This window comes from Salinibacterium amurskyense (genome assembly GCF_002797685.1).
In the GTDB taxonomy this organism is placed as follows: Bacteria; Actinomycetota; Actinomycetes; order Actinomycetales; family Microbacteriaceae; genus Rhodoglobus; species Rhodoglobus amurskyensis.
The window spans coordinates 522,851-542,778 of the sequence record NZ_PGFH01000002.1; the positions used below are offsets into that span (position 1 = coordinate 522,851).

The 19,928-nt window shown below is 62.0% G+C and carries 17 protein-coding genes and 1 tRNA gene; 9 read left to right on the forward strand and 9 right to left on the reverse strand.

Features of this window, described 5'->3' with window-relative positions; translation table 11 throughout:
- Window positions 1–6 precede the first annotated feature (6 nt).
- The 3 genes from CLV85_RS11630 (at window position 7) to CLV85_RS11640 (ending at window position 4,981) form a co-directional block, all read left to right on the forward strand.
- Window positions 7–2,895 carry a UPF0182 family membrane protein gene (locus tag CLV85_RS11630; protein ID WP_189621944.1) on the forward strand — a complete coding sequence of 963 codons (2,889 nt, stop codon included), beginning with the start codon at window positions 7–9 and terminating at the stop codon, window positions 2,893–2,895.
- Between the two features lie 89 nt (window positions 2,896–2,984).
- Window positions 2,985–3,061: transfer RNA gene (locus CLV85_RS11635), tRNA-Met, on the forward strand.
- Window positions 3,062–3,298: 237 nt separating this feature from the next.
- Window positions 3,299–4,981 (forward strand): DUF7507 domain-containing protein, encoded by a 1,683-nt coding sequence (locus CLV85_RS11640; protein WP_121626145.1) that lies wholly within the window; start codon window positions 3,299–3,301, stop codon window positions 4,979–4,981.
- A gap of 72 nt (window positions 4,982–5,053) precedes the next feature.
- Here CLV85_RS11640 and CLV85_RS11645 read toward each other — a convergent pair whose 3' ends face one another.
- A complete protein-coding gene (locus tag CLV85_RS11645) occupies window positions 5,054–5,665 on the reverse strand; it encodes a TetR/AcrR family transcriptional regulator (RefSeq protein ID WP_100389784.1) in 612 nt (203 codons plus the stop codon).
- A 101-nt stretch (window positions 5,666–5,766) separates the two neighbouring features.
- Here CLV85_RS11645 and CLV85_RS11650 point away from each other — a divergent pair, with 101 nt between their 5' ends.
- Both CLV85_RS11650 and CLV85_RS11655 read left to right on the forward strand, forming a co-directional pair.
- The gene (locus CLV85_RS11650) at window positions 5,767–6,735 is read left to right on the forward strand and encodes an SDR family NAD(P)-dependent oxidoreductase (protein WP_100389785.1); all 969 of its coding nucleotides are present in this window, start codon (window positions 5,767–5,769) and stop codon (window positions 6,733–6,735) included.
- 59 nt (window positions 6,736–6,794) lie between these two features.
- Window positions 6,795–7,187, forward strand: a complete 393-nt coding sequence (locus CLV85_RS11655) for a VOC family protein (RefSeq protein WP_100389786.1) — start codon at window positions 6,795–6,797, stop codon at window positions 7,185–7,187.
- On the opposite strand, the gene CLV85_RS11660 is transcribed toward CLV85_RS11655, so the two are convergent.
- Window positions 7,184–7,456, reverse strand: coding sequence for a hypothetical protein (locus CLV85_RS11660; RefSeq protein ID WP_100389787.1), 273 nt, complete (start codon window positions 7,454–7,456; stop codon window positions 7,184–7,186). The genes CLV85_RS11655 and CLV85_RS11660 overlap by 4 nt on opposite strands.
- 112 nt (window positions 7,457–7,568) lie before the next feature.
- On the opposite strand from CLV85_RS11660, the gene nadE reads away from it, so the two are divergent.
- Window positions 7,569–8,393: an ammonia-dependent NAD(+) synthetase gene (gene nadE, locus CLV85_RS11665; protein WP_100389788.1), complete on the forward strand. Its 825-nt coding sequence runs from the start codon at window positions 7,569–7,571 to the stop codon at window positions 8,391–8,393.
- A gap of 30 nt (window positions 8,394–8,423) precedes the next feature.
- Here the strand turns inward: nadE and CLV85_RS11670 are convergent, their stop codons facing one another.
- Together CLV85_RS11670 and CLV85_RS13450 are read right to left on the reverse strand one after the other, a co-directional pair.
- On the reverse strand, window positions 8,424–10,640 hold the full coding sequence (locus CLV85_RS11670) for a S9 family peptidase (RefSeq protein WP_100389789.1): 2,217 nt from the start codon (window positions 10,638–10,640) through the stop codon (window positions 8,424–8,426).
- A 70-nt stretch (window positions 10,641–10,710) separates the two neighbouring features.
- Window positions 10,711–10,875: a hypothetical protein gene (locus CLV85_RS13450; RefSeq protein ID WP_158592998.1), complete on the reverse strand. Its 165-nt coding sequence runs from the start codon at window positions 10,873–10,875 to the stop codon at window positions 10,711–10,713.
- Window positions 10,876–11,047: 172 nt separating this feature from the next.
- Here CLV85_RS13450 and CLV85_RS11675 point away from each other — a divergent pair, with 172 nt between their 5' ends.
- A complete protein-coding gene (locus tag CLV85_RS11675; RefSeq protein WP_100389897.1) occupies window positions 11,048–11,908 on the forward strand; it encodes a sulfurtransferase in 861 nt (286 codons plus the stop codon).
- A gap of 91 nt (window positions 11,909–11,999) precedes the next feature.
- Here CLV85_RS11675 and CLV85_RS11680 read toward each other — a convergent pair whose 3' ends face one another.
- Window positions 12,000–13,496: an APC family permease gene (locus tag CLV85_RS11680; protein WP_100389790.1), complete on the reverse strand. Its 1,497-nt coding sequence runs from the start codon at window positions 13,494–13,496 to the stop codon at window positions 12,000–12,002.
- A 142-nt stretch (window positions 13,497–13,638) separates the two neighbouring features.
- Here CLV85_RS11680 and CLV85_RS11685 point away from each other — a divergent pair, with 142 nt between their 5' ends.
- Window positions 13,639–14,448: an acetoacetate decarboxylase family protein gene (locus CLV85_RS11685; RefSeq protein ID WP_100389791.1), complete on the forward strand. Its 810-nt coding sequence runs from the start codon at window positions 13,639–13,641 to the stop codon at window positions 14,446–14,448.
- Between the two features lie 121 nt (window positions 14,449–14,569).
- Here the strand turns inward: CLV85_RS11685 and CLV85_RS11690 are convergent, their stop codons facing one another.
- Window positions 14,570–15,916: a glutamine synthetase family protein gene (locus CLV85_RS11690; RefSeq protein ID WP_100389792.1), complete on the reverse strand. Its 1,347-nt coding sequence runs from the start codon at window positions 15,914–15,916 to the stop codon at window positions 14,570–14,572.
- Window positions 15,917–16,026: 110 nt separating this feature from the next.
- On the opposite strand from CLV85_RS11690, the gene CLV85_RS11695 reads away from it, so the two are divergent.
- Entirely contained in the window at window positions 16,027–16,734 is a 708-nt protein-coding gene (locus CLV85_RS11695) for a type 1 glutamine amidotransferase (protein ID WP_100389793.1), read from the forward strand.
- 44 nt (window positions 16,735–16,778) lie between these two features.
- Here CLV85_RS11695 and CLV85_RS11700 read toward each other — a convergent pair whose 3' ends face one another.
- From CLV85_RS11700 to CLV85_RS11710, 3 genes are all read right to left on the reverse strand, one after another.
- Window positions 16,779–17,114 carry a cupin domain-containing protein gene (locus CLV85_RS11700; protein WP_100389898.1) on the reverse strand — a complete coding sequence of 112 codons (336 nt, stop codon included), beginning with the start codon at window positions 17,112–17,114 and terminating at the stop codon, window positions 16,779–16,781.
- A 63-nt stretch (window positions 17,115–17,177) separates the two neighbouring features.
- Window positions 17,178–18,488 carry a pyridoxal phosphate-dependent decarboxylase family protein gene (locus CLV85_RS11705; protein WP_229820590.1) on the reverse strand — a complete coding sequence of 437 codons (1,311 nt, stop codon included), beginning with the start codon at window positions 18,486–18,488 and terminating at the stop codon, window positions 17,178–17,180.
- Window positions 18,489–18,569: 81 nt separating this feature from the next.
- Window positions 18,570–19,814, reverse strand: a complete 1,245-nt coding sequence (locus tag CLV85_RS11710) for a cytochrome P450 (RefSeq protein WP_100389794.1) — start codon at window positions 19,812–19,814, stop codon at window positions 18,570–18,572.
- Window positions 19,815–19,928 lie beyond the last annotated feature (114 nt).

A 19,928-nucleotide genomic window follows, 5' to 3' on the forward strand; every position in this document is an offset into this window, starting at 1 on the left:
AGTACTGTGTCGAGCCAAACCCAACAAGCCCCGACGAGCAAGACGAGGTCTGCATTTACGATTACGGCGATAATTCTCGCCGTTATCGTGATCGCCTTCTTCATGTTCTCGAGCCTCTACGCCGATGTTCTCTGGTTTAGCCAGACCGGCTATCTGGAGGTTCTCACCACTCAGTGGATTGCAACCGCCGTAATGTTCGCCATCGGCTTTGTCGCCATGGCGGTTCCCGTAGGCGTCAGCCTTCTGGTCGCATTCCGCGCCCGCCCCATCTACGCGAAACTCAATGCGCAATTGGAGGGCTACCAGCAGGTCGTTGAACCACTGCGCAAGCTCGCTATGGTTGGCATCCCGGTTCTGCTCGGCGTGTTCGGCGGTGTTTCGTCGGCAAGCGCCTGGCCCGTTGCGCTGCAGTGGTTGAACCGCAGCTCGTTCGGCACAACCGACCCGCAGTTCGGCTTGGACATCTCGTTCTACTTCTATGAGCTGCCGATGTACCACGCTGTTGTCGGCTTTGCTTCGGCAGTGCTGATCATCTCGTTCCTCGGCGCGCTCGCCACGAGTTACCTCTACGGCGCTCTGAGCGTCCACGGCCGCGAAGTTCGTATTTCGCGTTCCGCACGTATTCAGCTCGCGATCACTGCGGGGCTCTTCTTCGCACTGCAGGCTCTGAGCATTTGGCTTGACCAGTACACGACGCTGTACTCCACCAGCCAGGGCTTCCTGCAGACCGGTGCGAGCTACACCGAAGCGAACGCAACGATTCCTGGCCGGGCGATTCTCGCCGGCATTGCCGCCATCGTTGCCATCCTCTTCATCGTCACGGCCATCATCGGCCGCTGGCGTTTGCCGATGATCGGTACGGCACTGCTACTCATCAGCGGTCTCGTCGTCGGAAACCTCTACCCGTGGATCGTTCAGCGCTTCCAGGTAGACCCCAACGCGCGTACCTACGAGTCCGAGTATATTGATCGAAGTATTGAAGCGACGCGTGATGCCTATGGCGTCGCGGATGTCGCAGAAATTCCCTATAGCGCCACGACCGACGCTGAGTCGGGTGCACTCCGCGAAGACGCCACGACCACGGCGAACATTCGTATTCTCGACCCTGCCATTGCGCCTCAGGCCTTCGCGCAGCTCGAGCAGTTCAAGCAGTACTACCAATTCGGTAGCCACTTGGACGTCGACCGCTACGAGATCGATGGCGAAACTCAAGACACGGTGATTGCCGTTCGTGAGCTCAACCAGTCCGGTCTTGGTGAGTCGCAGTCCTGGTACAACAACGCTGTCGTCTACACCCACGGCTATGGCGTGGTTGCAGCATTCGGTAACCAGCGTGCTGCTGATGGTCAGCCGGTCTTCTTGCAGTCGGGCATCCCGAGCACCGGAGAGCTTGGCGAATTCGAGCCTCGCGTGTACTTCGGTGAGAATTCACCGGACTACTCGATCGTGGGCGCCCCAGAGGGTGCAGATGACATCGAGCTCGACTTCCCCTCAGGTGGAGAAGACAGCAACCAGAACGCCACCACCACCTTCAGCGGTGACGGTGGACCGTTGCTCGACAACATCTTCAAGAAGCTCGTTTACGCCGTGAAGTTCCAGTCGGAGCAGATCTTCTTGTCGTCTGACGTGACGAGCGAGTCGCAGATTCTGTACGACCGTGAGCCCAGCGAGCGTGTGCAGAAGGTTGCGCCGTACCTCACGATCGACAGTGACGTGTACCCGGCCATCGTGGATGGTCGTATCGTCTGGATCGTCGACGGCTACACCACGGGCGCTAACTACCCGTACTCGCAGGTTGAGCAGCTCTCCAGCGCGATTGCTGACACCTACACGCCGGCGCCGCAGTTTGCGCTCGACGACATCAACTACATCCGCAACTCGGTCAAGGCGACCGTTGATGCCTATGACGGTTCGGTGAAGCTGTATGCGTGGGATGACGAAGACCCTGTTCTGCAGACCTGGAACAAGATCTTCCCGAACACGCTTCTTGCGCAAGACGAGATGAGCGTCGAGCTGCTGGATCACGTTCGCTACCCCGCTGACCTGTTCAAGGTTCAGCGCGAGATTCTTGGTTCGTACCACGTCACGGATGCTGGCTCGTTCTACTCGAGCGACGACCAGTGGGTAAGCCCAGAAGACCCGGTATCGACTACGGGTTCGACTCAGCCGCCGTACTACCTGACGATGCAGGTTCCGGGAACGGATGACCCCGCATTCACGCTGTATTCCACCTTCATTCCGAAGGGAACTGCTGACGCGAGTCGAAGCGTTCTTACCGGCTATCTGACGGCCAACTCGGATGCCGGCCCTGACTACGGCAAGCTCACGCTGTTGAACCTGCCGAAGCAAGACACGGTTCCCGGCCCCGGTCAGGTGCAGAACAGCTTCAACACCGACACGATCGTGGCCAACCAGCTGGCGCTCTTGCAGCGTGGTGACACCGAGGTCAGACTCGGTAACCTGCTGACACTGCCCGTTGGTGGAGGACTGCTCTACGTGCAGCCCGTCTATGTGCAGTCGACCAGCGGAACTCAGTACCCGCTGCTGCGCAAGGTGCTCGTATCGTTCGGTGACGAAATCGCTTTCGAGGACACTCTCGATGAGGCGCTGGATTCCCTCTTCGGCGGTGACTCAGGTGCCGAGGCCGGCGACGGTGACGTAGAAGTCGATCCTGACGCTCCTGTCGTGGACCCCGACGAGCCCGTCGACCCTGACGCTCCGGTTGACCCCGGAACGCCTAGCGACAACGCTGCGCTCGACAGCGCCCTTGCTGACTACAAGGCAGCGCTCGCTGATCGTAACGCCGCGTATGCAGCGAACGATCTCGTTGCTGCAGCCGAGGCTGACCAGGCAATGGTCGACGCCATCGAGCGGGCAATCGCCGCAACCGAATAGCAAATTCTGACTCAGCGGGCCGCAGCAGACTGTGAGCCCGCTGAGTTCGGTTTTTGAGCCGTTCACCCTGTGTTAGTCTTTAAGCACGCCGCGGGGTGGAGCAGTTCGGTAGCTCGCTGGGCTCATAACCCAGAGGTCGCAGGTTCAAATCCTGTCCCCGCAACCACGTAAAAAGTCCCGGTCTCGAAAGAGACCGGGACTTTTGCGTTAACGGTGTTCGCGTGAAGGCCTGTGCCTTGCTGGCAGCGAGAGTTGTCACTACGTGCGAAGCCCCACGCAGACTGGGGTGGTGCGCTCGATTCACCAGACTAGTAGCCTGAAAACGCAGAAATAAATCCCGTTCTGCACACCCGATGGCGCGAAATCCCGTTCAGCGTCAGACCAGTTTTTAAGGCTTACCCGAGTGTTTTACCTATTCCAGAACTCTGTGGCGACGCGTCGCGCTCCCGAGCGCAGCACAGCGCTTCGTTCGCGCGGCTTGCGCGCGGCAATGATGGCGGCGGTAGCCTCTCTGGCTGCGGTCACTCTGATCGCAACCCCGGCATCCGCCGCTACGTATGTTCACATTTCGGATGAAGTGAGCGGCAACAATATTGCGGGCCGCGCGAGTGCGTCGCTGCTGCGTGACGCCTGGGGTGCCGCGATCACAGCACGCGGCGCAACCGTGCCTGCACCACTGGCTATCGCGGGAGTAGAGAATTCAGAACTTTCCGGAGTGATCGCGACGAGTGTTGCGGGCACCACCATCTCGGTCGAACGTTCGATGTACACGCTCGGCCTCGCGCCGACCTACGTGGGTGTCAGCCCGTCGCAGGGGATTGCGCAGTGCACCGGCAGCGGCCGTACCCTGCAGAGCAGTGCACCGCGCCCCGATGTGATTCTGGGAAACACTGACTGCGACGACGCGAACGGCTTCACCTACGGCGAATCGGGTGGCAACTCTCAAGAGGCGAACACGCGGGACGGTATCGAGTTCACGTTCGGTGGCACTGGGGCGCTCGCCTTTGGTGCTTGGTTCGGCGACCTCGAAACGCGCACGGACGGCCTGGGCGTTCCAGCGCTGCTGCGACTCTATGACGGCGACGGCTCCCTGCTTTCTGAAGCAGAGATTGAGCCGGCAGGCGACCAATCGACGTGCTCTAACTCCAGCACTGGATGCGGCAACCGCAGCACCCGGTGGATCGGTTTCGTCGCTGACCTCAACACTCCGGTCACGCGAATGGTTGTCATCGTGGGCGACGAAGATGCCACGGGCGATGCTTCGAATGAGGGCACCAGTTTTGTGGGCCCCTCGATTGTTGACGGCACTGCAGCACTGAGCGTCGTAAAGACCTCGACGCCGCTGCCGGCGGGTCCGTCTGAAGTGGGCGACCTCATCCAGTATCAATTTGGGTTGACCAATGACGGTTCACTGCCTCTGAGCAGCGTCGCGATTGTTGACGCAGGTGCGCAGAACGTGTCGTGCCCCTCGACCTCGCTCACCACAACGATGACGTGCACGGGCGAACACGCAGTGACGCAACTCGATATCAACGCCGGCTCGTTTGTGAACACGGCCACAGTCTCGGGAATCGCGTGGGGCGAGACCGTGACCTCGGAGCCTGCAAGTGCGACGACCGCGGTGAACCAGAACGTAGTGCTGACGGCGACGCAGACCGCCGCGACCTCCACGTTCTCAGAACTGGGGGAGACTCTGACGTTCGACATCGGGCTGCTCAACGACGGAAACGTCACGCTCAGCGGAGTAGCTGTTGCCGGAACTGTTCCGGGGATCTCGATCGACTGCAGCACCGTGCCGGCGCAACTTGCGCCCGGAACTGAAGCAACCTGCACAGCTACCGCGATTGTGGCGGCTGTCGGGAGTGACATCTCGAACGTCGCTACCGTAGCCACCGACCAGCTGACGGTCGAATCGAACGTGGCAACCGTTCGCTACGTCGCGCCCGCGGCTGTTCTCGGCTCGACGACCGCTAGCTTGGCGAACACGGGGTCAAGCCCCGTGGCTGGCATCTCCGTCGGCGGGCTACTGCTCGCGGCCGGAGCGCTCCTGCTGGGGTCGGCTCGTCTCAGCGCTCAGCGTCGCTAAGGCGGCGTCTGAGCGCCGGTGCGGTCCTCGTCGCTCCGTGGGTGCGGCGCATGGCTCGTGTGTGAGCGCGCGCTACTTCCAAGTGTCGACGAGCGCGTGAATGGCGGCAAACACAGAGCGCAGTTGCGCGGCGTCAGCCTGCGAGCGAATCGTGACTTGAAGACCGAGGATGAGCGTCGAGAGTAGTTCGGCGCGCTGGCTCGTGAGCGCAGCATCCGGAGCATTCTCGGGAAGAGCAAGAGCGGCAAGAGCTGTCATCTGAGAGGTCATGAGCTCGCGGTACTTGAGCGAGAAGTCTTCAAAGCCCGGAGCGGTGCCCCGCAGTTCGTCGCTCGCGGTGACAGCGAGGCAGCCTCGACTGCCGCTTTCGGAGAGCGCGAACTCTTCGAAGAGATCGAAGAACGTGTGGATGCCGGCGATTCCTGGCCCGGCCATCGCGCGCATGCTGGAGAGGTGTTGCTCGCGCTCGGCGAGGTAGCGGCGCAGCACGGTCGCGAAGAGCTGCTCTTTGTCGCCAAAGGTGCGGTAGAGGCTGGGCTTGTGCACGCCGCTGGCTTCGACGATGTCGCTGAGCGAGGTGTGTCGGTACCCTTGCTGCCAGAACAGGTCGGTGAGTTGGCCGAGCACGGCGTCGGCATCGAAGGCGCGCGGGCGACCCGCTGTGGTGCCGGTGTGGGTGCTCATGCCTTCACTATACGCGCGAGCCTTCCCATTTGAAACCCAGTGGTACCAAAAGGAGATGCAATGGTACTGTTTGGTTTCAAACATACGCAAAAGGACGATCGATGAACGCCAACGCCGCAAAAACCGCTCTCGTCACGGGTGCGAGCTCCGGAGTCGGCTGGGAAGCCTCCGCTCAGCTCGCCGAGGCAGGCTATGGCCGCATCGTCGTTGCCGCCCGCACTCTCGCGAAAGCAGACGAAGCCCGTGACGCCCTTCTGGCTCGCGTGCCCGGGGCACAATTCGTGCCACTCGCGCTCGACCTCGATGACTTCACCTCCATCGATAACGCCGCGCAGGCACTCGTCGCCGCAGGAAACCCGATTGACGCACTCATCCTTAACGCGGGAGTCGCCGCGACCAGTGCGCTGCGGCGCACCGCACGCGGCATCGAGCAGATCATGTCGGCAACCATTACCGGGCACCACGCCCTGACTTCGCACTTGCTCCGCGCTGAGCTGTTGAGCCCCAGCGCGCGCATCATCATTGCCGGATCGGAAGCCGCGCGAGGAGATGTTCCCACCTTCTCGAATATTGATGTTCAGGCGCTGGCTGCGGCATCCTTCGACGGCGATCTCGAACGCGCCATTGAGGCCATTCTTCGCGTCGACAAGCCAGTGAAGTTCGCCAACGGAACCCAGTACGCGACGGCGAAGACCTTTGCGGTCTGGTGGGCTAAGGAGCTCGCCACCCGGCTGCCCGCCGGCATGACCGTCAATGCCGTCTCACCGGGCAACACCCCCGACACGAAAGCATCGCGCGAGATGCCGGCCATCATGCGCCGCGTCATGCTGCCGATCATGAAGCTCATGCCGAGCATGTGGCACAGTGTGCCCACGGCCGCCGCCCGCTACCTCACCGTGATCGAGATGCCGGATGGCGTGACTGGCCAATTCTTCGCATCGCCCGCCACCAAGATGACCGGCCCCGTCACCTCCATGACGATGAGCCACTTCACGAATGTGGAAGGTCAGCGCGCGCTCTGGAATGTGATTAACAGGGTTGCCGGGGTGAGTAACGCGAGTAAGAATTAGCTTCTAGCGCCGCCGCGCTCCACAGCGGGTGGGGTAGCGGTCGCAGAAGGAGCACTGCGATGGAATCTGCCCTCGATAACGTCGAAGCAATCACCGTCTTCGTGGATGACGTCGCGGCGGGGCGCGAGTTCTACTCGACCGTATTCTCGGCGACGATCATCTTCGAAGAAGGTGGCTCGTGCATGTTCCAGATCGGGGCGCTCATCGTGAACCTGTTGGCGCGCAGCGAGGCCGACGACATGATCGGGCCCGCCGCTGTGGCGCAGCCGGGCGCTGCGGCATCCGTCATGCTCACCGTGAATGTGCCCGACGTGGATGCCGCGTGCGCTGCTGCCCGCGAACGCGGCGTCGAGCTCGTCAATGGCCCCATGGATCGCCCTTGGGGTCGTCGTACTGCCGTGTTTCTCGACCCGTCGGGGCTGCCGTGGGAGATTGCGCAAGAGCTGAGCTAGCTCGGGTGAGATGCTCCTGACGAGCGCTCGATCTTCAGCATGACGAGTGCGCCCACGATCAGTAGCGGACCGAACATGCGGGCAAGCTGGCCAATCGTGTCGAGCCCTGAAGTGAGGATCCCGACGAACTGCTGAGTCATGGGAAAGTTGATTCCCTCGATGACGAGATACAGCGTGGGAAGAAAGAAGTTGAACACGATGAAGCTCGCGAGGGTGAGGGCCGCTCCGGTCCAAAACGCAATCTTGGGGCGAAGTAGTTGATCGATCATCCGGGGCTCCTGTGTTTCGTGGGCGTAACAGTTTCAGGCTAACCCGCCGAGAGTCTGCGGCGCGGCATAAATGAACAATCCTAATGACACCGGGCGGGGTTAGGTTTAATGCATGACATCGTTGCAGGCCCGCATCATTTCCGAGTTGAACACTCAGCCCACAATTGACCCCGCTGGGCAAATTCGTCGGCGCATCGAGTTCCTCAAGGAATACCTCAAGGCATCCCACGCCAAGGGGCTCGTGCTGGGCATTAGCGGCGGTCAAGACTCATCACTTGCCGGGCGACTCTGCCAACTCGCGGTGACCGAATTGCGCGCGGACGGTGTCGAAGCGCAGTTCGTGGCGGTGCGACTGCCGCACGGAGTGCAGCGCGACGAAGACGATGCGCAACTGGCGCTCGACTTCATCGAGGCAGACCGCGAAGTGACCTTCAACATCCAGCGTGCCGTCGACGGCATTGCCGCCGAGTTTGCGGATGCGATGGGCGAGCCGATTACCGACTTCAACAAGGGCAACGTGAAGGCACGCGAGCGCATGGTGGCGCAATACGCCATCGCCGGGCAGCTCGGCTACCTTGTGGTCGGCACCGACCACGCGGCCGAAGCAGTCACGGGCTTCTTCACCAAGTTCGGCGATGGTGGCGCTGACGTGCTGCCCCTCACCGGCCTCACCAAGCGTCAAGGCAAGCAGCTCCTCATCCACCTCGAGGCTCCCGAGCGACTGTACGAAAAGGTGCCGACCGCAGACCTACTCGACCACACACCAGGCCAAGCCGACGAAGCCAACCTCGGTGTCACCTACGAGCACATCGACGACTACCTCGAGGGCCTCGACGTGCCCGCCGAGGCCGCTGCCGACATCGAGCAGAAGTACCTCAACACTCGTCACAAGCGCACGGTGCCCGTTTCGATGTACGACGAGTGGTGGTCTGCCTAGCTCGCTAGTTCACGAGCTGGGCCCGACCGATCAGTGCGCTGACGAGCGCGTCACGTCCACCATCCAGGCGTAGTTGAAGGCACGCTCGCGCCAGGCGTCGTAGCGGCCGGAGACGCCGCCGTGGCCCGCCGCCATCTCGGTCTTGAGCAGAGCATCCGCGCCCACCTCACGCAGTCGAGCAACCCATTTGGCGGGCTCGACGTAGAGCACGCGGGTGTCGTTGAGCGAGGTCACCGCGAGGATGCGGGGGTAGTGCGTGTCGTGCACGTTCTCAATGGGGGAGTACGACTTCATGTAGTGATACACCTCCTCGTTGTGGAGGGGGTCGCCCCACTCATCCCACTCGATGACCGTCAGTGGCAGTGAGGGGTCGAGGATCGACGTGAGCGGGTCAACAAACGGAACAACCGCGAGGATGCCCGAGAAGAGTTGCGGGGCAAGGTTCGCGACGGCACCCATGAGCAGGCCACCCGCGCTACCGCCCTCCGCAACGAGACGATCGCTCGACGTGACATCGATGTCGATGAGGTGACGGGCGCACGCGACAAAGTCGGTGAACGTGTTGCGCTTATGGAGTTTCTTGCCGCCCTCGTACCACGTGCGACCCAGCTCACCACCACCGCGCACGTGCGCGACAGCGAACACCATGCCGCGGTCGAGCAGGCTCAGGCGGCCGACTGTGAAGCCCGGGTCGATGCTGATCTCGTACGAGCCATAGCCGTAGAGCACGGTCGGCGCCGGCGTTCCAGGCACCACGAGGTCGTTGCGGTAGACGAGCGAGATCGGCACCCGAGTGCCGTCGGACGCGGTGGCCCACTCCCGACGCTGCGTGTATAGTGCGGGTTCGAAGTGACCAAGCACCGGCTGCTGTTTACGCACGACCAGTTCGTTGTCATCCACGAGGTAGTCGTACACGATCGTCGGGGTGACGAAACTGCCATAGCTGAGACGGATGCTCGGCTGATTCCATTCGGGGTTGGAACTGAGGCCCACGGTGAAGAGTTCGTCGTCGAATTTCAGTTCGTGCGGGATGTCTTCGTAGCGTCCGCCATGCTTCGGAACGATCGCAATCGCCACGCGGGTGAGACCCTCGCGGCGGTACTCGATGGCCACAAAGTCCTTGAAGGCATCGACACCCTCGAGGCGCACGGCTTCATTGTGGGGGAGGATCACGCGGCGCTCGCCGAGGGGATCGGCGGCGGCAACGCTCACGAGCTCGAAGTTGATCGCATCCTTGTTGTGCACAATCAGCAGTCGATCTTGCGTGCCCACCACCACATGCTCAACGTCGTACTCGACGCCGACTTCGCGCGGCCACACAACCTCGAACTCACCGGTCGGATCGCTCGTGTCGAGCAGCCGCGTCTCACTCGTCAGGCGCGAGCCCGCTTCGATTGCCAGATATTTGCCACTGCGCGAACGGCCAACTCCCACCCAGAAACTTTCGTCCGGCTCATGAAACACCTGAACCGCGGATGCCGCAGCCGTGCCCAACTCGTAGCGCCAGACGGTATCGGGGCGCCACGCATCATCCACCGTTGTATAGAAGACGTACTTGCCCGTGGCATCCAAGAGCGCGCCGCCCGCGGTGCCCGGAATCTCGTCCGGAAGGTCATCGGCGGAGCTGAAGCGGATGACAGCATCAGCGTCGGAAGCATCAGCCGAACCAGCGCTCGCCACAGGCGCATCGCCAAGCTGGCGCACGCGCAACGTGTAACGTTCATCGCCCTCGATGTCGACACCGTAGAGCAGCAGCGTTCCGTCGTCGCTCAGCGAGAACGAGCCCAGGCTGAAGAAGTCGTGACCCTCGGCTTCAACGTTGTCGTCGAGGAGGATCTGCTCGCCGGGAAGGGTGGTGGGAACCGCGGCAGCATCAGCACCAGCGTCACCGGCAACAGGCTCGGCAATCGTCGGGGGAGTCCAGTCATCGTCGCCCGCAATTGGCGCGCGGCAATGGATCGGGTACTGCTTGCCCTCTTCGGTGCGGCTGAAGTACCACCACTGGCCGCGGCGAACCGGAACGCTCAAGTCGGTCTCCTTCGTGCGGCCCTTGATCTCTTCGAAGATCTGCTCTTGCAGCACGCTGAGGTGACTCGTGCGCGCAGCGGTGAAGGCATTCTCGGCATGGAGGTGCGCGAGGGTCTCGGGGCTCTCTTTGTCGCGCATCCACTCGTAATTGTCGACGTAGTGGTCGCCATGCTGGAGGCGTTCCGTGGGAATCTTCGCGGCTTCAGGTGGGGTGAGCATGCCTTCAGCGTATGCCCGATTTCTGCAGAGCAGGAGGGAAAACGAGAAGGAGCGGGAGTGGCGAGGGCGATTACGCGACTGAGCGGTGACGCGCCTGCGGAGGCGAATCGTCTTCGCTGGCTTGCCGCGTGCCCCAGGAGGTGGCGCAGTGCGCGCAGCGGAACCAGTTGGTGCCCGAGCGCGCGTGGGCACCATAGATCGTGCACAGCGGGCATTCGTCCGTAGTGCTCGTCATGGTTGGGCCTCGATCCCCGGTCGTGGAGTCGCTCAGTAGCGACGGTGCTCTCACATTATTGAGCATATTTCGGAATTAAGCATCCCCTTGTTGTGGGCGGTACCGGTCGAGACTGCTCCCGCGTGTGCGGCTGCGAATGTCATCATTGAAGTTCCCCACGATCGGAGCTCGGATGCCTCACCCCCTCGTCACCGCGAACGAACTAGACGCACTGCTCACCGCAGCCGAGTCGGGCGGAACCCCCGTGCGCGTTCTCGACGTGCGCTGGAGCCTTGGCGGGCCCGCCGGCCTGCCGCTCTACGAAGCCGGACACATCCGCGGTGCTGTCTACGTTGACCTCGATACCGAGCTTGCGCGTCACGGTGAACCGCACGAGGGGCGTCATCCACTGCCCGCGGTCGAGGAGTTTCAGGCCGCCGTGCGCCGCTGGGGAATCAACGACGGTGACGCTGTCGTCGTCTATGACGACTGGAACAGCCTCGCCGCCTGCCGCGCCTGGTGGCTGCTGCGCTACATGGGCATTGAGAACGTGCAGGTGCTTGATGGCGCGCTTTCCGCGTGGGTGGCGGCCGGGCATCCACTCGCCACCGGCACCGACGACTTGGCCGCAGTTGTTCCCGGCACCGCAACCCTCAGCGCGGGTAACGAGCCCGTTCTCGATGCGGATGACGCTGCCGCTCTAGCCGAAACCGGCGTGCTTCTCGATGCGCGGGCAGGCGAACGCTACCGCGGCGAGGTTGAACCGATCGATCCGCGAGCCGGTCACATTCCCGGGGCAATTAGCGCACCGACTTCGGGCAACCTCACTGGCGATGGCCAGTTCTTGGACGCCGAGACGCTGCGGGAGCGCTACGAAGCGCTCGGGGTGAGTGTCGATCGTGCCGTCGGCGTGTACTGCGGTTCAGGCGTGACTGCTGCGCACAACGCGCTAGCGCTCACCGTCGCCGGTTTCCGTCCCGCACTCTTCCCCGGTTCGTGGTCGGCCTGGTCGAACCAGCCGGAGCGCCCAGTTGCTACCGGCGCAACTCCGTAGCCGCGGCATCCACTCGAAGCACCGGCTTTACACCTCTTAACCACGAAGGGCCCCAACACCATCACAGTGTTGGGGCCCTTCGCTTGGTTATTTAGGAGATGACGTCTTGCAGCAGTTCTTCGTTGAGGTTCTTGCGAACGAGCGAGACGACGTAGCCGATCACGAAAGCGATGAACGGCGACAGCACGAGGAACCAGCCGAAGGCGTTGAGGCCGAAGGCGGTCACCGTCGGATCGACTCCAGCGGCGAGCGTGAGGTCGCCGGCGAGCAGGCCGAAGCGTGACATCAGCAGGTACTCGGCGAGAACGAGACCAATGAAGGCCAGGATCGGCGCAATCATGGTGACAAAGATGTTCTCGGTTCCCTTGTTCTGAAGGAAGAAGCGGATGATCGCCACGCAGACGAGCGCTTCGATCAGCACGATTGCCACCACGGCGAGGCCACTGAACCAGAAGAACATGTTGCCGATGGGGTCGAGCTGGAACGCAGCGAACAGCACAATCACAACACCGCTAATGATCGACACGATGATGGATGCACGACCGGGGGCTCCGCGACCGTTCACGGTTCCCACCGAGCTCGCCAGCACGCCACCGCGGCCGAGGGCGAAGAGGTAGCGGCTTGCGGCGTTCTGGAACGCGAGCAGTCCGGCGAACAGGCTCGAGAGCACGAGGATGCTCATGAGCGTGGCGAGCCACGGTCCGACGTATTCGCTGGCCAGGGTGAAGAGCACAGCGGCCGGGTCTTCGAGACCGCCTGAGCGTTCGAGCGTCTGGTCGATCACGTTCGAGGCGCCCATGCCGGTGACGAGGGCGAAAGCGGTGAAGGCGAACAGCACGGTGATGAGGCCAACAGCAAGGTAGGTAGCGCGCGGTACGGCACGCTTCGGGTTGACGCTCTCTTCGCCGTAGATGGCGGTTGCTTCGAAGCCGATGAAGGAGGCGAAGGCGAACGCGAACGCGATACCGGCGGAGCCTGCGAGGCCACCAGCGAGAATCAGGTCAGGGGAGAAGGAAGCGCCCCAGTTGAGGCCCTCGGGGCCACCATCGGCGAGGATCGCCACGGCTGCGATGACAAGCACGGTGACTTCGGCGAGCATGAGTACACCGAGCAGCTTGGCGCCGACGTCAACGCGAGCAAGCGAGAGGCCGGTGACGACGAGCCACGCGAGAAGCGTCCAAGCCCACCACGGGAGAAGTCCGACCTGGCCGGCCATGACGCCACCGAAGAAGCCATAGATGGCGAGCTGGATGGTGAGGTAAGCGAGGATCGACACGAACGACGAGGCGATGCCGGCGTTGCGCCCGAGCCCACGGCCGACGTAGGCGAAGAAGGCGCCGGTATTGGTGACGCGTTGGCTCATCGCAGCGTAGCCGACGCTGAACAGGAGAAGCACGATGCCGGCGAACAAGTACGCGCCGGGGGCTGCTGCACCGTTACCGAGAACGATGGCCACGGGCACCGCGCCAGTCATTCCGACCAGCGGTGCGGCGGCAGCCACAACAAAGAAGACGATTCCGATTACGCCGAGTCGCCCTTTGCGCAGGGTTCGATCGGGGCTTTCCTGGGATTTTTGGTCAAGCGCCATAGTGAAACTCCTCGTTGAGTTCTGAATCAATTCGTCCGTATCCGAACGAGTTGCGTTCAACAATGGCGAAGACAGGGTGTCTTAGTCAAGCGTTTTGAGAAATTCATTCGGATACGAACCGTTTTGGGCTACACTCTGGCGCATGACCGAACTCAATGGATTCCTTCCTCCACTCACTCCGCAAGGGTCAAGTTCGCTCGTGCCGAAGATGCCCTGGTACTACTCGGGAACGCTACTCACTGTCGAGTACTTGACCGATCCAGCCAACGTACGTGCGATCCTTCCTGACGATATTGACCTCGCTCCCGAACAACCTGGCGCCGTTGCCATTGTCTGGGCCGACTGGCAGTCCTGCAGCACGGGCGGCCTCGAACTGCTCGACCCCGTACGCGCGCAGTACCTCGAAGCGTTCATGGTCGTGCGCTGCTCTCACAAGGGCATCGTCTACAGCCGCTGCGTCGCGATCTGGGTCAACAAAGACTTCGCCATCGGCCGCGGTTGGTTCCAGGGCTACCCCAAGAAGCTCGGCAACATCGCCGTTACGCGAGTCTTCAACAAGGGAAAGGCCACCCCCAAGCTCGAGAACGGCGGCCAGTTCGGCGCCTCTATCGCGGCTTACGACCACCGCCTCGCTTCGGCAGTCGTCACGCTGCGCGAGCCTGCTGAAAGCAACGGTTTCGTCAACGGCCACAAAATGCTGCACAGCCGCTTCATGCCCTCCATCAGCAAGGATGCAGGAATGTCCCTCGACCAGCTCATCACGATGGGCGGCACCGACGTCGAGATCGGCGAGACCTGGAAGGGCGATGCTGAGCTTCACCTCGGTGACTCGCAGTGGGATGAGTTGCACTCGATCCTGCCCGTGCAAGAGATTCTCGGCGGCTACTACCGCGAGATCGGAGTCACCTTCAACGGTGGCGAACTCGTAGAAGACCGCTCACAGGCGATCTAAGCGCCCGGCGGCGGCGGCATCCGCTCGCTGCCGCAGCCGACACCGCCGCTCATGGCGGCATACAGAAAAGCCCCGCCTATTCGTTCGGCGGGGCTTTTCTGTGTCGTCGACCGTTACCGGCTTAGTAGTCGGCGAAGTACTCGTCGATCTCCCACTGGCTCACGTCGCGGGTCGTCTTGTCGGCGACAGTATCTTCGTAGCGCATCACTTCGTCACGCTTCAGTACGCTGAAAACGTCGATGACGGTGCTGCCCATGGTCTCGCGCATGACGGTGTCGGCGTCAAGAGCGTCGAGGGCGGCGTTGAGGGTCATCGGCAAGATCGGTGCCGATTCGTCTTCGTAAGCCCAACCCTCGACCGCTGAGGGGGCCGTGAGCTTGCGCTTGATGCCATCGAGGCCAGCAGCCAGAGTGGATGCGATCAGCAGATACGGGTTCGCCGCCGGGTCGCCGAGGCGAACTTCCAGTCGCGTGCCCGCGCCGCGCTCGGGCGGTACCCGCAGCATCGCGCTGCGGTTATCGTGGCCCCAGTTGGCGCGGTACGGAGCCAAAGTGTCGGGGCCGAGGCGCTTGTAGGCATTGACGGTGGGGTTCGAGAGCGCTGCGAGTGAGCCAGCATGTTCGAGGATGCCGCCGATCATGTGGTTGGCCATCTCTGAGAGCCCAGAGCCGCCATCCGACATGATGTTGTTGCCGTCTTTGTCGACGACCGAGAAGTGCAGGTGGAATCCGCTGCCACCCTCGTCGTCCCAGGGTTTGCCCACGAAGAGGGCGTGCTTGCCGGTGCGAGCGACGATGTCGCGCACTGCGGTCTTGAAGAGGAAGGTGCGGTCAGCGGCATCCAGTGCCTCGCTGTGCCAGAGATTGATCTCGTACTGCGATGGGCTGAATTCGTGGTTGCCGGCGAAGACGCCGATGTCCATGCCGTCGAGCATGCGCATGAGGTTCAGAAACTCGCCGCCGGGATCGACGCTTTCGCCCGTCGTGTAGACGCGACCCGTGCGACTGAGGCTGCGACTCCAGCCGTTCTCGTCGTCGTAGTTGGCGATGTAGAACTCGAGCTCGGGGCCCACTGTCGGGGTGAGTCCGAGGGCAGCGTATTCGGCGATGACCTTCTGCAGTACTGAACGGGGTGCAATTTCGCTGACGCTGTGGTCGGGGTTGAAGGCGTCGCCGACGACGAGGGCAACTCCGGGTTCCCACGGCATCATCGTGAGGGTGTTCGGGTCGATCTGAGTGAGAAGGTCGGGCAATCCAGACGACATGATGTCGTTTCCGTCGAGCACGTCGCCGCCGGTGGTGGTTACCCAGACGCCCTGGCAGAACAGGGGCGACTTCGCGCGGTGCAATTGGCTGACGAGGAGATCTTTGGAGCGGGTAATGCCCAGCACATCCGGAAAGATCAGGCGCAGAACATCAATCCCTTTGGCCTGCAGGTCTGTCTGGAGTGCTGCTATGTCGAGAGTCATTCTTCCTCCGAAAAATAAATCGTTCGGCACTGAACGATTAGTGAGATACTAAGCCACATAGCGGTGTGGCTGTCCACTCATCGCGAGAAATTTACCTGAAAGGTACACAGATGAGAGCCCTCTTGGTGCAACACGATCACGTCACCGCCAGTGGCCCAGTGGGGGATCGCCTGCGGGAACGCGGCTTCGAAATCGACGAGATCATGGTTGTAACCGAAGAGAATTTCGAGAACCCGAACGTTGACTTTGAATTCCCGGATGTCACGGGCTACGACCTCGTCGTTCCGATGGGAGCCCCGTGGGGCGCCTGGGATGACGGCTGCATTGGCAACTGGTTGACTCCAGAGCTGGAGTGGGTGCGCTCCACCATCGAGGCGGACATCCCGGTGTTGGGCATCTGTTTTGGCGGCCAGCTCATCGCACGAGCGCTCGGCGGCACGGTTGCCCGCGGTGCGAAGTCGGAGATCGGTTGGACCGCCATTCATAGCGATGACACCTCGCTGGTCTCCAACGGTCCGTGGTTCCAGTTTCACTACGACCAGTGGACGATGCCCGAAGGCGCCGTCGAGATCGCCCGCAACCCGGTGGCACCGCAAGCCTTCACGTATGGCCGCAGTCTCGCCGTGCAATTTCATCCTGAGCTCAACACCGCGATTCTCGAGGGCTGGCTCGATCAGGGTGGCATCAACGAAGTGATCGAGAGCGGTCAAGACCCAGAAATCATGCTCGCGCAGACCCGGGCAGAAGAGGGCGTGGCCGGAGAACGCACGGCGGCTCTCGTGGATGCCTTCCTCGACCGCGTAGCCAAGCTCGGCTAGCGAGCTACGTGCAGCCGAGCAGGCGAGGAGGCGAGCCGTGCAGCCTATTGAGCTTTCACCACCGTCAACAGAAATGCGCAGTCTTCGAGCGCATCCACCGCATGAACTTCAGCGGGAATCGGCATGAGGTCGCCGACCTTTCCATGCCACGACTGATCGCTGGTGCGCAGGGTGATGCTGCCCGTAAGAACTTGAAGGGTCGCTTCGCCGGGGCTTGAGTGCTCCGAGAGGCCTTCACCGGCCCGCAAAGCCATCACTGTCTGTCTGAGCTGGGCATCGCGCCCACCACATACCGTCACGGCGCTACGGCCGTTGTTCGAAGCGAGAGCGCTCGCCAGTTCCATTGCGGCAAGCTCGGTCAAAGAAACAGTGGTGTTCATCTCGTCACGCCCTTCGTGCACGGTCGGCGTCATCGCCGTGCAGCAAAGCTACCGCAGCGTGCCCTAGCGCAGAGTCTCCAACGCCGCCATCACTTTGGATGCCTCGGTGTCAGGGTTCACGAATGCTAGCCGCAGCACAGTCTGGCCGCGCCATTTCGTTGGCACGCAGAGGATAACGCCGTCGTGTGCGACTTGCTTCGACCAGGCGGAATACTGTTCTGCCGTCCACCCGGTTCGCACAAACAGCAGTACCGAGAGCTCGGGCTCGCGCACGAGTTCGAGGTAGTCGCTCTCGTCGATAGCCTGGGTGACAGCACGCGCGGTCGATACCGAGGCTTCGATCGCGTCCCGATACTTGTCGGTACCGTGCGTGGCGAGACTGAACCACAGGGGGAGTCCGCGCACGCGCCGCGAGAGGTGCAGGGCGAGCTCGCTGGGGTTCCATTCGTTGCGGTCGATGGCATCCAAATAGCTGGCGTGCTGAGAGTGCACGGCCCGGGCAAGCTCGGGTTCGCGATAAATCAGCGCACAGCAGTCGTACGGCGCAAAGAGCCACTTGTGCGGGTCGACGATAAAGCTGTCGGCCCGTTCAATGCCGTCGAAGATGGGGCGGATGCTCGGGGCGGCGAGCCCCGCACCGCCATAGGCGCCATCGACGTGCATCCAGACACCGAACTCTTCGCAGACGTCGGCAATGTCGGCAAGGTCGTCGACGAGGCCTTCGTTGGTCGTTCCGGCGGATGCCACCACGGCAAACACGTTCGGTGACTGTTCGAGAACGGCCCGCAGGGCTGCCCCGGTCATGTGTCCGCGGTCATCGATGGGCACATCGACCCGATCAACGTCGAGCGCTTTCGCGGCCGAGTTGATCGAAGAGTGAGCGTTGGACGTATAAGCGAGTTGCCAGCCGCCAGCAGGGCGACCGCCGCGACGCGTCTTGGCGGTTTCGCGGGCCGTCATGAGCGCCGAGAGGTTGCCCGAGGTGCCCCCGGAGACGAACGTTCCGCCAGCGGTCTCGGGCCAATCGAGCAGACCGATGATCCACTGCAGTGCTTGGTTCTCGGCAAAGATGGCGCCAGCACCGGACTCCCAGAGCCCACCAAAAATGTTGGCAGAACTGGTGACGAGATCGAAGGCAACTGCCGCCCGTGTGGGCGCGGCGGCGATGTAAGCGAGGTTCAGCGGGTCATCTTGAGCCCGCGTTGCCGGCTCGAGAATCTCGTCGAAAATCCGGAGCGCTTCTGCGCCGCCGATTCCCTCCGGACGGATCGCGTGACCCACCGCTGCCGCCAGATCGGCCGCAGGCCGTGCTGTCGAAAATGGGTCGGTTTCGCGGACCATTCTTTTGGAGGTCCAGTCGAGGGCGAGCTGCACTACTTCAGTCTCGTCGCCCCAGACTGCGTGGGGTCTGCCTTGTGGCCGCACTTCGCTCATGCAACTACCTCGCTCATGTGCCTACTTTGCTAATTCGACGCGTACCGGGAGTCGTTTGATTCCGTTGACGAAATTGCTGCGCAGACGGTCAGGTTCACTGAGCTTCGTCATTCCCGAGATTCGGGGCAACAGGTTCTCGAACATGATACGGATTTCGAGACGGGCCAGTGAGTTTCCAAGACACATGTGCGGGCCACCGCGACCGAACGCCATGTGCTCGTTCGGGTTGCGGGTGACATCCATCTGGTAGGGGTTGTCGAAGATCTCGGGGTCACGGTTTCCGGCGGCGAACCACGTGACAACCTTCTGGCCTTCCTTGATGGCCTGACCATTGATCTCGGTGTCCTTCGTCGCGGTGCGACGGAAGTGGTAAACCGGGCTGGCCATGCGTAGGAACTCTTCAACAGCCCACGGGATGAGCTCAGGCTTCTCCTGCAGGAGTGCCATCTGGTCGGGGTTGTCCATGAGGTAGTTCATGGAGTGCGTAATGGTGTGGCGCGTGGTTTCGTTGCCGGCAACGACGAGTAGCAGGAAGTAACTGTTGAAGTCGCGCTCGCTGAGCTCTTGGCCGTCCATCGGCGTCTGGTTGACGAGGCGAGACACGAGGTCGTTGCCATCCTTGCCGCGACGCTGGTTGGCGAGGTCGTTGCCGTACTCGAAAACCTCTCTCGCAGCAGGTGAGCGGAAGGGCAGAAGGCGAAACTCTTCACTCTCGGCGGAGCTTGCCAGTACGTCAGCGTGTTCCGGATCGTCGTTTCCGATCATCCGGTTGCCCCAGTCGATCAGTTTGTAAATGTCGGTGTCAGGCACGTCGAGCATCTTGGCGAGAACACGGATCGGGAAGTCGGCAGCCACTTGATCGACGAACTCGAACTCAGGGTTCGCAAAGGCGGCATCGAGGGTGCTGGCGGTGAGGCCGCGGAGGAAGGTTTCGTAGCCGGCGACTGCGCGGGGAGTGAACTCGCCCTGCATGAGGCGGCGAAGCGCGCGGTGACGAACACCGTCGGTTTCGAGCATCGACTTGCGGGCTTCAATTTGCTCGTCATCGAGCTCTTCGAGGTTGACCGTACCGCGCTCGCTGGAGAAGGTTTCGGTGTCCCGGAGTACGGACACGATGTCGTGGTAGCGGGTGAGCGACCAAAAGCCGTGGTTGGGCGCTGGTTCCTCTGACCAGTGCACCGGAGCCTCTGCCCGAAGCTTGTCGAACACGTTCCAGGGTGTGCCATTTTCGAACAGATCTAGGTCTGCCAGGGTGACGTTCGCCATTGAAGTCAACTCAATCCTCCGTGGGTTGTTTGGATACAAACAATACGGTACCCGAACAAGTTTCCGCGAGTATTCGCGTCAAATCTTTCTGGGTGGCAGGGGTTAGATAGAGTA